This window comes from Alienimonas chondri (genome assembly GCF_013036045.1).
GTDB classification, from domain to species: domain Bacteria; phylum Planctomycetota; class Planctomycetia; order Planctomycetales; family Planctomycetaceae; genus Alienimonas; species Alienimonas chondri.
On sequence record NZ_WTPX01000060.1, the window covers coordinates 1 to 12,659 of the forward strand.

The window sequence follows — 12,659 nt, forward strand, 5'->3', positions numbered from 1 at the left end:
GTTCTACGAGGGGCGGGCGGGCACGTTTTCGCTCTCGGAGGTGACGGCGTCGGTCGAAGGCCAGCCGGCGCCGTTTTCGGAGGCGTCCGCCAGCCTGGAGGGGGCCGGTTCCCGGTTCGACAAAGGCGGCGAATCGGCTGCGGCGATCGACGGGGATTCGACCAGCGCCTGGAGCCAGAAGGCCGTCGGCAAGGAATCTCGTCTTGTGCTGGCGTTCGCCGAGCCGGTCCCCGCGACCGGGACGCTCAACCTATCGATGCTTCATGAACGGCACTTCGCGGCGTCGTTGGGGCGGTTTCGCGTGTCGTTCACTTCCGACGGGGCGCCGCTCGCCTCGCCGCTGCCGCATGTTTTGGAGGCCGCGCTCGGTTCGGGCGAACCGCTGTCCGAGGAGATGCGAGACGAATTGCGTCGTCAATTCGCCCGGACGACGCCGGCGCTGGAGGAGGCCCGCAAGCCGATCGACGCGCTCCGCGACAAGCGACCCGAGCCGGTTCGCACGCTGACGTTCACGGAACGTCCCGACGATTTTCCCCGGCCGACGTTCCGTCACCATCGCGGCGAGTACACCAATCCCCGCGAACCGGTCGCCGGCGGGGTGCCGGCCTTCCTGCCGCAATTGACCGACGGCGAGTCCGCGGATCGGCTCGATCTGGCTCGCTGGCTGGTCAGCGACGCCAACCCGCTCGCCGCCCGGGTGGCGGTGAATCGGGCGTGGGCAGCGTTCTTCGGTGCCGGCTTTCTGGCGGACGCCGCGGACTTCGGCACGCAATCCCCGCCGCCGACGCACCCGGAGCTGCTCGATTGGCTCGCCGTCGAGTATCGTCAGGACTGGGACACCAAGGCGCTGCATCGACTGATCGTCACGAGCGCGACCTACCGGCAGCGGTCCGCCGTGACGCCGGAACAGACCGCCGCCGACCCGGACAACCGCCTGCTGGCCCGCGGCCCGCGGCATCGGTTGGAAGCGGAATTGGTGCGGGATGCGGCGCTCGCGTCCAGCGGTTTGCTGGTCGAACGGCTCGGCGGCTCGCCGGTCATGCCGCCGCAGCCGAGCAGCGTGACGGACCTCGCTTACGGCGGGTTCCAATGGACGCCGGCGGCCGGCCCGGATCGCTTCCGCCGCAGCCTGTACACCTTCAGCAAGCGGACCGCCCCGTTTGCCGCCTTCGCCGTCTTCGACGCGCCCAGCGGGGAGCGGTGCGCGGCGACCCGGGGTCGCAGCAATACGCCGCTACAGGCATTGACCCTGCTCAACGACGGCATGTTCCTCGAATACGCCCGCGCCCTCGCAGGTCGCGTCGTCACTCACTCTGATGATCCGAACGAGCGGGCCGAGCGGTTGTTCCGCCTCGTCCTCACCCGCCGCCCGAGCGAGACCGAACGCACCGCGCTGACGGCCTTCGCCGCTGCTCAGCGTTCGCGTGCCGAGGCCGGCGAATTGAACGCCGCGGAGATTACCCACGGCCCGGCGGACGCAGCCGGCGCCGACGATCTGGCCGCCTGGATTCTCACGGCTCGAGCCGTGCTGAACCTCGACGAGGCTCTGACGAAAGAGTGAGACGACGGGGGCGCGGCTCTCTCGTGGAAGCACGGACCGATCGAGCCGGTCCGGTCCAGATACGCTGCGGTCGGAATCAGTGGGTCGGATCGTCCTCGTAGCCGCCGGTCAGGTATCGGCAGTTTCCGCCGGCCCGGACGAGCGTGCGGGCGATGCGGCCCATCGGGATCGGGGCCCCGTCCGGGCCGCGATGCTCAACGTCCAACACGGCCACCGCCGGGCCGGCGGTGGCGACCTGCTCGCTGAGCGGGTCGTGCGGATCATCCTGCGGCCGGAAGGCGTACCAACCCACGCCTCCGCCCAGGCAGGCGCCCAGGATGCCGGCGGTAAAGGCCACGATAAAGAACCACTCGATGCCGGGCGGCTGCGGGAACAGGATCAGTGCTCCCAAACTGACCATCACGGCGCCGACGGCGCCGAAGATCGCCGCGCCCACGCCGGCCTGCGTGTGGACCGCAGGTCGGTCGTAGCGGAAACCGTCCAGCAACTCCCGGCGGTCCTCCAAGGTTTTCAGCGACCGCACCTCATCGGCGGGCAGGCCGAGGGCGACGAGATCCGCGACGGCGCGCTCGGCTCGGGCGGCGTCTTTGAAGTTCGCCACGCAGACCCGGTCCGCGGACGGAACGGGCGGGGCGGCGACCGTCACGGCGTGCGATCTCGCCTCGACAGGCGTGGCGGCGGGCGGGGCGGGGGTGGCGGCGCTCATCGTGAGGGGATTGAACCACACCCAACCCGCTGATCCAACCGCGTCGACCCGCCGCGGATCGTTCCGCGCCGGGGATCGCCCGCCGTCCCCGAATACGGGCGATTCAGTCGGCGTTCGGACCGCCGCCGGCATCCAGCCGGCAGTCCGTCGGGTCAGGCTCCTCGGAGAGGTGAGCCGCGAGAATTCGCTCCAGCGTCGCCGGGTCGCATCCGCCGTACCACGCTCCGCCGCCGTGACCCGCCTTGGCCGTCACCGACGAATGCACCTGCGCGATCGGGCCGAATTTGCAGACGTCCACGCAGGCGCTTTTCACCAGCGCGACCCGCACGCCGTCCTTGCCGGCTCTTTTGGCCAAGGCTTTGAGCGCCTTCCAGCTCGCCTTCATCTCCCCCGCGGACGCGCAGCCGGACTCCTTGGTGTCGCAGCACAGTACGACGGTCGCCGCGGCGTCGGTCAGCCGCAGCTTGTCCGCCTTCTTGGCCGCGGCGTCCCGCTTTTTGGCGTTCTTGGGGTCCGGATCGTCGGTCTGGCTCATGCTGCCAGTGTAGGGGAGCGGCCGGATCGAATCCCGCCGCTTGACCGCTCCCCCGGTGGGACGGACACTTGGGGACGTTGTTGAGAATCAGTCTCACCCCCACCCGACTTCGCACCAACGGCCCGAGTCCGCATGAGCGCCCCCGTGCTGCTGCCGTTCGTCCCCCCGACGCCGTGCGGACCCGTGCGTGCGCCCAGCGAGTCCCTGCTGGGCCTGCTGCCCGGAGCGACGGAGAACCGTCGCACCGCGGTGAAGCGGCGCGTCGGTCTGTGCGGCGCGGTCTCGGTGCGGTTGAGTGAGGAGTCCTTCAGCCCCGCCGTCGGCTGGTTCGAGCAGGGCAGCGTGGAACTCGCCGCCGATCAACTCACCGGCCTGAAGGCGTTGCTGGCCGCCGTCCCGCAGGCGCCGTCGGTACGTCGCCCGGCGCCCGTCTCCGCCGACGGTCCGGACACGCTGCCCTTCGCCGCGGCCGGGTGAAGTTTTTCGACGTCAGCCGCCCGACCGAGTGGAAGTGGCCGGCGGTCGCGTTCGTGTTCGTTAGCGGCGTATTGGTCGTCGTGAACGCAGTACCCTACGATTCGATGGGAATCGGAATCGAGACCCGCGGCTGGCCCCTCAAATATTGGTCGAGATCACTCGTCGGCAGTTGGTTCGACGTGAGCTTGCTGGCTGCCGACGTCGCGTTTTGCGCCACGCTGTCCGTGATCGCGGCGTCGCTGACGCGGGCCGTACTCATCCTCGGCGAAGAGTCGACCGACGCAGACGAAGCGGTCCGCGACTAATTCATCCCACTCACGGCCGCCGCGACAGCCGGTTCGTCGGCGGATTCGCGTCGTTTCAGGCGTTCCTCGATCGTCGTCTCGCCCAGCATCAGGGCGAGGTCGTCGCGGTCGAGTTCGACCCGGTCCACCTCTAATCCCACTGAGCGCACCGCGGCAACGGCGGAACGAACGGCCTCTTGAAAGGTTGCTGCTTCGCGGTGGAACGGAATCGTGATCTTCCCGCAGGTCATGCCGTAAGTGGCGTCATCGCAGCCTGCTTCCCACAAGCGGTCTCCAATTTCGTCGAAGCGGTCGTAGTGATCCTCTGCGGGGACTGGATGCACAGTGAAATGGTGCGTCGGCACGAGCCTTCTCCTCGCAGTGGGTCAGTGAACGCAGGCGTCGACCTCCTTGCGGATCTGGCCGGCGTGCGATTCGGGGGAGCGGGGCGTTGAGTATACCCGACGGATACACCCGCCACGCACGTTGCAAGGACAAAGCAGCTTGCCCCATGTGTGGGAACTCTTGCCGCCCTTCTCCAGTCGCCAGCCGCGACTGACGGCGTACTCGATCGCCTCGCGAATGTGTTTGTTTGAATGGGTCATCAGAGACGCCGATCATCGCGGCGGCTCGGCCCCCCGTCCGGGCGACGTCAGCCATGAAGAAATGGTCCCCGTCCGGGAGCCTCACAGGAAGCCTATTTTAAGCCAGTACCCGAGAACCATCAAGGTCCGTGATCAAACGAGCGGCGGGCGATGATCTCGCTCCGCCGCTCGTCCGATTGATCAATCCACCGCTCCTCACGCCGCCGCGGCGCCGCGGCGGCCGCGGGCGGCGAGGCGGGCCTGCTCCTTCGCCTCTTCCTCACGCTGTTTGACGGCCAGTTCTTCGATCTGGTCGTCGGTGGCGAAGCCTTCGAGATGCCGGGTGCGGGTCTGGTGCTGCAACTTACGGAGGGCCTTCGATTCGATCTGGCGAATCCGCTCGCGAGTCACCTTGAAGTACCGGCCGGTCTCTTCCAGCGTGTAGCTGTAGCCGCTGTCGTTCAGGCCGTACCGCATGCGGATGATCTCCCGCTCGCGGCCGGTGAGGCTCTTGAGGACGGTCTCGATCTTGTCCCGCAGCAGGGCCATATTGGCGCCGGCCAGCGGGCCGTCCTCGTTGTCGTCCTTCAGGAAGTCGCCGTAGGTGCTGTCCTGGCTGTCGCCGACGGGGGTGTCCAGGCTGACCGGGTGCTTCCAAGTGCGAAGCACCTTCTCCGTGTCCTCGACGCTCATGCCGGCGACCTCGGCGAGCTCTTCCGGCGTGGCGTCGCGGCCGGTCCGCTGACGGATCGCTTCGGCCTTCCCCTTCAACGAAGAGATGTTCTGGAACATGTGCACCGGGATGCGGATCGTCCGGGCGTGGTCCGCGACCGCCCGGGTGATCGCTTGGCGGATCCACCAAGTGGCATAGGTGCTGAACTTGTAGCCGCGGCGGAACTCGTACTTCTCCACGCCCCGCATCAGGCCGGCGTTGCCTTCCTGAATCAGGTCGAGGAAGGAGAGGCCGCGGTTGCGGTACTTCTTGGCGATCGAAACGACCAGCCGCAGGTTGCTGCGGGAGAGCCGCTGCTTGGCGGTCGTCCACTGGCCGATCCGGCGACGGACTTCCTTGAGCCGCTTGCGGAGCTGCTCCGGGCTTTCGCGGCACTCGTCGATCAGGTCGTCCAGTTCCCGACGCAGGGCCGCGACTTCTTCGATCCGGCGGTCGTCCGACGCGAACCGGGCGATATCGCTGCGGAGGTCGTACATCCGATCGCAGACGGCGGTCAGCTGATCGATCAGCGGCATCAGACGATGGGTCCGAAGGCTGCATTCCTCGCACAGCAGGGCCAGCTTGCGGCGGCGAACGGTCATGCGGTCGGCGGCGGCGACCCGTTGATCATCCTCCAGCGACCCGCTGCGGAGGGCGGCGAAGTCGGCGGCGTTCAGGTCCAGCAGCCGCTTCATCGTCGGCAGGTTCAGCGGCAGCCGACCGAGGATCTGCTCCTTGCGGGTGTTCTCGGTCTCCGAGATCCGCAGCGTCCGCTCGAACGGCAGCGTGCCGGCGTGGACCCGCTCGAACATCTCGACGGCCTTGCCGAGGATCCAGTCGCTTTCGACCGCGTGCCGGCGGAACCACTTGCGGCTCGCTTCGATCTGCTTGGCGAGGAAGATCTCCCGTTCCCGACTCAGCAGCGGGATGCCGCCCATCTGCGACAAGTACATCCGAATCGGGTCGCGGCTGGACAGCGCCTGGGCGTCGCTCTCCGAACTCAGCGAGTTGCTGGAGGAAGACGACTTGGGCCGCACGCAGTCGTCCGCTTCCGGCGGGGCGTGCGGGTCGTCGCAGATGTCCAGCTTGAGCGTCTGGCAGCCGTTGACCAGCCGGTCGGTGAGGGTCGAGTCGCCGCCTTCGTCCGGCAGGAAGCCGTCGATCTGCTCGTAGGTGAGGTAGCCCTGCAACTGGGCGGAGTTCAGCAGGCCCTGGAGTTCCGGCTCGAAGGGGTACAGGGCGGAGCCGTCGAAGCTGTCGGAATCCGCGAGGCGCTCGGCCGGGGGGGCGCTGGGGCAGGGCAGGCCGGGGATCGCACGGCGTTCTTCCGCGTCCTCCTCCGCCAGTTCGGCGGCCGTCGGCTCCGCCTCTTCCTCGTCGTCGGACTCCGCCACGGCGTCGGCGACCTCCCCGGACTCTTTCTCCGGATCGAAGAGGGAGAGTCGCGGAGAGTTGCCGGGAGTCTTGGCGGAGTCCGCGGGAGACTTGTCGGAGTCCAGGGTGGCCAAGGCGAGCGTCGGAGCGGCGGGGGCGGTCTGGGTCGGCATCGGTGACTTCCGAGGGGCGAAAGAAGGTTCGATTCGCGGCCGGCGGGGGCGGCGCAAACCGGGAGCGGGGAACCCGACGGTCACGGAGCCGACGGGACGGGAGAGTGGACGAACGCGGCGTGCGTTCAGACAGGCGGTCGATTCGCCGCGAATGCCGATGCGGGTCGGCACGCGGAGAGATCGCTCTGGCCAAGAAACGGCCGAGCACGATAGAAACGACCCTCAAGCGGGTCGGTCACGACTGACGATACATTCGTCAGCGGGTTGGTCACGATCGTCATTCCACCTCCTGTGGAAACCGGGGCGACGGAGTGGCCGCGGCGGCTGGAACCGCTGCGGAGCAACCGCTGGGGGAAGATCCGATCTTCCCGGGGTTGCGTCGCCTGTGCGACAGGCGATGGGGGGATGCTAACGCGGATCATGACGGTCGGCACGGGAAAAGCCCCCGCTGCGAAAAAAAGATCGGGATTCTCCCCCAACTCCCTCTAGACAAGGGCTGGGGGCGACCATTCTGGCTCCCGATCCACGGGTGTGAATACGTGTTCACGTATTCGGCGTCGAATCCCTACAAATGTTTACGAATGGGCATGATCGGGGGGCGGGATTCGACGGTCGACCCGCGGCCGGTGGTGGGGGTTTGAGAGGCGGTTACACTGGTCGCTCCCGCCGACCGTCGGCGGGGCGTCCATTCGAGCTGCCCGTTCCTCTTTGCCCGCCCCCGATGTCCGACTCTCCCACCAGCGCTTCCGGCACGAAGGCCGACGAGAAGGCTTCCGTCAGCAAGGGCTTGAAGGGCATCAAAGCGGCCGACAGCTCGATCTGTCTGGTCGACGGGACCGTGGGCAAGCTGCTGTACCGCGGCTACCACATCGACGACCTCGCGGCGAACTGCACCTTCGAGGAGGTCGCCTACCTCTTACTTAAGGGCGAACTGCCGAACGCCGCGGAGCTGGACACCTTCGACGATCCGCTCTCCCAGGACGCCGCGCTGACTCCCGCGGTGGCGGAGTTCATCGCCAACGCGCCGACCGACGCTCCGCCGATGGCGGTGCTGCGGACCGCCGTTTCGCTGGCCGGGTTGGCCGACCCGACCGCCGACGATCTCTCCGCGGACGGCGCCTACCGCAAATGCATCCGGTTGGTGGCCAAGCTGGCGACGATGACCGCCGCCATCCACCGCGCCCGGCAGGGGAAGGAAGCCGTTCAGCCCCGCCCGGATCGTCCGTTCGCGGAGAACTTCGTCCGCATGATGAAGGGGTCGGACCCGACCGCGGACGAAACGAAGGCGATGGACCTGATCCTCACCCTGCACGCGGAGCACGGCTTCAACGCCAGCACGTTCGCCTGTCGGGTCGTGATCGCCACCCTGCCGGACGTCTACGGCGCCACCACCGCCGGCGTCGCCGCCCTGAAGGGCAAGCTGCACGGCGGAGCGAACACCGCGGTCTTGGAAGCGCTGGAAACGATCGGCGGTCCGGACGGCGTCGACGCCTATATCGAGTCCGTGAAGGCCCGCAAAGGCAAGTTTATGGGCTTCGGGCACGCGGTTTATCAGGTCGAAGACCCCCGGGCCAAACACCTGAAACAGCTTTCTCGCCGGCTCGGCGAGGAGCAGGGCGACACGACGTATATCGACGTCAGCGAGCAGCTGGAGGAGAAGGTGACGGCCCTGATCGGCAAGAACTGCAACGTCGATTTCTACAGCGCCAGCACGCTGCATTACCTCGGCATTCCCAAGGATCTGTTCACCTGCATCTTCGCCAGCAGCCGCGTCGCCGGCTGGAGCGCCCACATTCTGGAGCAGCTCGCAGACAACAAGATCATCCGCCCCAGCGCCAACTACACCGGCTACGAGGAGCGGACCGTCACCCCGCTGAGCCAACGCGGCTGAGCAGGCGGCCGGTCGAGGGGCGTTTCAGCACGCCATATCCACCAACCCGAAGCGTCAGCGAGGGACCGTCTGTATGCGTCCCTCGCTGACGCTTCGGGTTGGTAGCGATGTCGCACGATAGCTGTCCGTTCGAGCGCCGTTTCCAGATACGGAGGCCCTTGTGAAGTCCTTTACCGAAGAACTGTGGATGGAGGTTCCCCGGCGGCGGGGGATCGTCTCCATCCACGCCGACATCGAGCGGTTGGTGGCTGAAAGCGGCGTGCGGGAGGGACTGGCGCTCGTGAACGCGATGCATATCACCGCCAGCGTGTTCATCAACGACGACGAATCCGGCCTGCACGCGGACTACGAACGCTGGCTCGAAGATCTCGTGCCGTTTCATCCCGGCAGCGATCCGGCGACCGGCGGCTACCTGCACAACCGGACCGGGGAGGACAATGCCGACGCTCACCACAAGCGGCAGATCATGGGCCGTGAAGTCGTCGTGGCGATTACGGACGGCAAGCTGCACCTCGGCCCGTGGGAGCACATCTTCTATTACGAATTCGACGGCCGTCGCCGGAAACGGGTGCTCGTGAAGATCATCGGGGAGTGACGCCCTCGCGGCTCAGTCGATTATTTCAACGGACTGCCCGGCAGCGTTCGCTCCGCTCCACAGGCCGGCTCTCAAGGCACAAACCGCCCCGGCGAGGGTGATCGGGACCCATTGGGTGATCTGGTAATAGACGCTCGCGCTGAACGCCGTTGCGGGGCTGACGCCGAAGGGGGCCGTGCCAGCGCGGAAGCAGACCTGCACGACGCCGAAGAAGCCGGGGGTGCTGGGAACGAGCACGCCGAAGGCGATCACGCCGTTGACCACCGTGCCGGCCGCGAAGGGCAATTGCGTGCCGAACGCGGCGAGACACAGCCAGATCATCCCGCCCATCAACCCCCAGTGCAGCACGGAGAGCGCCGCGATCCCCGCCACCGCCCGCCCGCTGCGGAGGGCGTCCAGCCCCGTCGCCGCCTGATGGAGCAGCTTCGGCACGCCGGCGCTGACGATCGCCGGCAGCCCCGGGATCGCGGCGAGAAGGCGTTCGACCAGCCGAACGCAGCCGTCGGTCATCCACAGGAACAACCCGCACGCGACTGCCGCGGCGGCCAAGCCGCCCGCGGCGATGCGTACGAACCAGGCGTATTCGTCTCCGGCGCCCGGCACGAAGGGCAGCGACGCGGCGAACAGCGCCAGGATCGCCCCCACGTCCAGCACTCGCTCCAGCACCACCGTCGACAGCACTCCGGCAGCGGGCGTCTTCCACCGCTTAGCGACCACGGCGACGCGGAAGAACTCCCCCGCGTGAGCCGGCAACACGTTGTTCCCCGCGAACCCGATCAGCACCGCCGGCAGGACGGCGTGCGTGCGGAACGGTTCGCTTGAGGCCCGCGGCAGCGGCCTCAGCAAGGCGGCCCAGCGGACCGCTTTCGTCCAGAAGAACGCGACCAGCAGCAGGCCGATCAGCGGCAGCGTGCGGTAGTCCGCGGCGGCGAAAGCGGGCGGGATCTTCGCCCACTCCACGTCTTTCACCGCGATCCACAGGCAGACCGCGGAGACGACGACGCCCAGCAAGATCGCCCCGAACCGCCAGCGGGGCGGGGCGGCGGCGGAAGCCGTTTCAGCGACCGCGGCGGCGCTCACCCCGCCGCCCGGAAGCGGAGGCTGGGTTTCTCCGCGGTGACCTTCGTGCCGGCAGAGACGTTTTTGGTGATGGTCGCCCCGGCGCCGATGACGACGCCGGCCCCCAGCGTGACGTCGCCGCCGAGCACCGTCGCGTTCGAATAGATCACCACGTCGCGTTCCACGGTCGGGTGCCGTTTGGCGCTCCGCACGAGCCGACCTTCGCCGTCGCGGGGGAAGCTCTTCGCCCCCAGCGTGACGCCCTGATAAATCTTGACGTTCTCGGCGATCCGGCAGGTGGCCCCGATCACCACGCCGGTGCCGTGGTCGATGAAGAAGCCGGGACCGATGCGGGCGCCGGGGTGGATGTCGATGCCGGTCTCGGCATGACTCCACTCCGCGATCATGCGGGGGATCAGCGGGACGCCCAGGGTGTGCAACGCATGGGCGATGCGATGCGCCGTGACCGCCGACAGCCCGGGGTAGCAGAAGATGACTTCGTCGTAGCTCGCCGCGGCGGGGTCGCCTTCGTAGGCGGCTTTGACGTCCTCGACCAGCAACTCCCGCAGCGCGGGGATCTGATTGAGGAACGCGAGCGTGACCCGCTGGCCGTCCGCTTCGAAGTCCGGCAGACCCCCGTAGGGGGCTTTGGTGCAGAGTTCGCTGTCGGGATCGGCCTGCTTCGCCCGTCGCATGAAGTCGTGCCGCAGGGCGCGGGCGATCTGCTCGGTGAGGCGATCATGGAGGCCGTCGATCAGCGCCCCGACGTGAAAGCCGATGTTGCCCATGTGCAGGTTCCGGCGACTGCGATAGCCGGGGAACAGCACGGCCCGCAAGTCGCGGGCGATCTCGCACACCTCATGGGTGTTGGGCAGCGGGCAGTGCCCGAGGTGATGGCCGACGCCGAGGTCGTGGTAGCTGGCCACGATGCGATCGGTCAGCTCCGGCAGTTCCTCCTTGAGGCGGAAATCAGCGGACATCGAACCGGGGGCGTAGAGGAGAGCGACGGGCGGAGTGTACGCTGGCGCTGCGACCGGACACACCGTCAGAATCGGTATCGGTCGCCGGACCCGCCCACCTTCATCGGGTTCGCTCCGTCGGACGCACGCCATCGCCCCGGTGACGCGACGCTGCCGGCCGGCGCCCCGCGAGGGGCAGCGATCGCTTTCGCCTGATCGACTCTCGGTCAATCAGGCGACGACCGGAGCCAGCTGCAAATCAAACCGGTTCTGCGGCGAGGCGTTCCACTGGTCGAGGGTCGGCGAGTAGTCGTGGATGACGGCGGTCGTTCCGTCGGCCCGGCACTCGACCAGTCGCAGCCAGCCGTCGCCGCCGTTCGGTTTCATCTGGAAGTTCACCAGCGATTGATGCACGTCGCGGCCGGCTTGGTCCTGCGAAGTCAGTCGCGCCAAGCCGTCGTTCAGCACATGGCCGTTGAAGGTCATCACGAAGTTGGCGTGTTTGCTGACGAGGCCGTCCCACAACTCTTGGCCGTCGGTCACGTCGTCCTCGGTCGCCTTCGCCACGCCGTAGCCGTGCGGGTTCCAACTTTGTTTCGCGCCGTACTTCGCCCAGTCGTACCGGGTCTCGTCGTAATACATATAGGCGTGCGTGACGAGAATCGCCGGCAGGTCGGCGTGCTTCGAGACGACCTCGTTCGCCCAGCGAATCACGTCGCGGCGGGGGCCGAACTCCAGGCAAAGCACGAGGAACTTCCGGCCCTCCGCTTCAAACACGTGGTAGCTGTTCTCCATCCGGTTCGCTTCCTTGTCGTACGTCCCGCCGAAGGTCGGCAGGTCGCGGAACTTCTCGACCGGGAAATAGTCGTTCAGTCGCGTGGTCCGGTCCGAGGCCCGGCCGCCCTCGCTGTAATCGTGGTTGCCGGGGACGAAGAAGTACGGAACCTCGTCGTCGAGCTTGGTCAACGCCTCGACCGCGACGTCCCATTGCTCCGGGGTGTTGCGGTTCGTGATATCGCCCAAATGGAGCACGCAGGCGATGTTGCGGGCTTCCCGGTTGGCGACGATCCATTCCGTCTGCGCGAGGAACTGCTGGGGGAACTTTTCACAGTAGACCTGCGTGTCGGGCAGCACGGCGATCGTGAATGAACCCGGTTTGATCGCGGGCGGGGGACCGTCCACGAAGGGGGATCTCGCGTCCGCATCCGCGACGTTCGACTCCTGCGGCGCTCCGAACACGCCACGGGGGCCGATCAAGGCCGGAGGGACCGCGAGGGCCGCCGAGGTTTTGAGCAGATCGCGACGAGTGAGCGGGGACATGATTTGATGGGGAAGGGAGGGGGAATGGTGTGAGAATAAAGACATTTAACAGCACCGGCTGCGTCGACGCCCCGGCGGGACGGAAACGCAGCCGGCAAGCGAGCCGATGGACGGACACCGCCAACGGCATTAAGGCAGCGGGGCCGATTCCAGTAACCAGGCGTCGCCTTCACGGACCAACGCCCATTCGACCGTCGGAGGGCCGGTCTCGGGCGCCGCGTCGAAGTCTGCCGACTTACCGACGGCCACCTGGGCGGTCGCTCGATCGCCGGCGATCTCGACGGACTGCGCTTCGCACCGCAGCGGGTAATAGTCCGCCGCGGAGATCCCCGCCGGCGCTTTCCCGCCGACGAACAAGCCGTTGAAGCTTTTTGCGTCGCCGGCCATGTCGGGAACCTCGTTGACGGCGTTGCGCACATCGCCCTCCGG

Annotated in this window: 14 protein-coding genes; 5 read left to right on the plus strand and 9 right to left on the minus strand. The window is 67.5% G+C overall.

Going from position 1 to position 12,659, the window contains the following annotated elements:
- Positions 1-1,561: DUF1553 domain-containing protein (locus tag LzC2_RS10625; protein ID WP_171186670.1), on the plus strand; the 1,561-nt coding region annotated here is incomplete at its 5' end.
- Between the two features lie 76 nt (positions 1,562-1,637).
- Here the strand turns inward: LzC2_RS10625 and LzC2_RS10630 are convergent.
- A complete protein-coding gene (locus LzC2_RS10630) occupies positions 1,638-2,267 on the minus strand; it encodes a hypothetical protein (protein ID WP_171186672.1) in 630 nt (209 codons plus the stop codon).
- A gap of 103 nt (positions 2,268-2,370) precedes the next feature.
- A complete protein-coding gene (locus LzC2_RS10635; protein WP_171186674.1) occupies positions 2,371-2,802 on the minus strand; it encodes a (2Fe-2S) ferredoxin domain-containing protein in 432 nt (143 codons plus the stop codon).
- A 132-nt stretch (positions 2,803-2,934) separates the two neighbouring features.
- Here LzC2_RS10635 and LzC2_RS10640 point away from each other — a divergent pair, with 132 nt between their 5' ends.
- Both LzC2_RS10640 and LzC2_RS10645 read left to right on the plus strand, forming a co-directional pair.
- Positions 2,935-3,279 carry a hypothetical protein gene (locus LzC2_RS10640; protein WP_171186676.1) on the plus strand — a complete coding sequence of 115 codons (345 nt, stop codon included), beginning with the start codon at positions 2,935-2,937 and terminating at the stop codon, positions 3,277-3,279.
- Positions 3,276-3,584, plus strand: a complete 309-nt coding sequence (locus LzC2_RS10645) for a hypothetical protein (protein WP_171186678.1) — start codon at positions 3,276-3,278, stop codon at positions 3,582-3,584. Before LzC2_RS10640 ends, LzC2_RS10645 begins: the two co-directional genes overlap by 4 nt.
- Here LzC2_RS10645 and LzC2_RS10650 read toward each other — a convergent pair.
- The 3 genes from LzC2_RS10650 to LzC2_RS10660 all read right to left on the minus strand — a co-directional run bounded on the left by LzC2_RS10650 (position 3,581) and on the right by LzC2_RS10660 (position 6,406).
- A complete protein-coding gene (locus tag LzC2_RS10650) occupies positions 3,581-3,928 on the minus strand; it encodes a hypothetical protein (protein WP_171186680.1) in 348 nt (115 codons plus the stop codon). The two genes, LzC2_RS10645 and LzC2_RS10650, sit on opposite strands and share 4 nt — an antisense overlap.
- A gap of 21 nt (positions 3,929-3,949) precedes the next feature.
- Positions 3,950-4,168 (minus strand): hypothetical protein, encoded by a 219-nt coding sequence (locus LzC2_RS10655; protein ID WP_171186682.1) that lies wholly within the window; start codon positions 4,166-4,168, stop codon positions 3,950-3,952.
- A gap of 195 nt (positions 4,169-4,363) precedes the next feature.
- Positions 4,364-6,406 (minus strand): sigma-70 family RNA polymerase sigma factor, encoded by a 2,043-nt coding sequence (locus tag LzC2_RS10660; protein WP_171186685.1) that lies wholly within the window; start codon positions 6,404-6,406, stop codon positions 4,364-4,366.
- Positions 6,407-7,127: 721 nt separating this feature from the next.
- Between LzC2_RS10660 and LzC2_RS10665 the strand changes: the two genes are divergently transcribed.
- Both LzC2_RS10665 and LzC2_RS10670 read left to right on the plus strand, forming a co-directional pair.
- Complete coding sequence (locus LzC2_RS10665) at positions 7,128-8,297, plus strand: citrate/2-methylcitrate synthase (RefSeq protein ID WP_171186687.1); 1,170 nt, start codon at positions 7,128-7,130, stop codon at positions 8,295-8,297.
- Positions 8,298-8,457: 160 nt separating this feature from the next.
- Positions 8,458-8,892 (plus strand): secondary thiamine-phosphate synthase enzyme YjbQ, encoded by a 435-nt coding sequence (locus LzC2_RS10670; protein WP_171186688.1) that lies wholly within the window; start codon positions 8,458-8,460, stop codon positions 8,890-8,892.
- A gap of 12 nt (positions 8,893-8,904) precedes the next feature.
- Here the strand turns inward: LzC2_RS10670 and LzC2_RS10675 are convergent, their stop codons facing one another.
- The 4 genes from LzC2_RS10675 to LzC2_RS10690 all read right to left on the minus strand — a co-directional run bounded on the left by LzC2_RS10675 (position 8,905) and on the right by LzC2_RS10690 (position 12,647).
- The gene (locus tag LzC2_RS10675; protein WP_171186690.1) at positions 8,905-9,972 is read right to left on the minus strand and encodes a lysylphosphatidylglycerol synthase transmembrane domain-containing protein; all 1,068 of its coding nucleotides are present in this window, start codon (positions 9,970-9,972) and stop codon (positions 8,905-8,907) included.
- Positions 9,969-10,931 (minus strand): serine O-acetyltransferase, encoded by a 963-nt coding sequence (locus LzC2_RS10680; RefSeq protein ID WP_171186692.1) that lies wholly within the window; start codon positions 10,929-10,931, stop codon positions 9,969-9,971. The genes LzC2_RS10675 and LzC2_RS10680 overlap by 4 nt, the downstream gene beginning before the upstream one ends.
- A gap of 210 nt (positions 10,932-11,141) precedes the next feature.
- Complete coding sequence (locus LzC2_RS10685; RefSeq protein ID WP_171186694.1) at positions 11,142-12,230, minus strand: metallophosphoesterase; 1,089 nt, start codon at positions 12,228-12,230, stop codon at positions 11,142-11,144.
- A gap of 129 nt (positions 12,231-12,359) precedes the next feature.
- Positions 12,360-12,647, minus strand: a complete 288-nt coding sequence (locus LzC2_RS10690) for a hypothetical protein (RefSeq protein WP_171186696.1) — start codon at positions 12,645-12,647, stop codon at positions 12,360-12,362.
- Positions 12,648-12,659 lie beyond the last annotated feature (12 nt).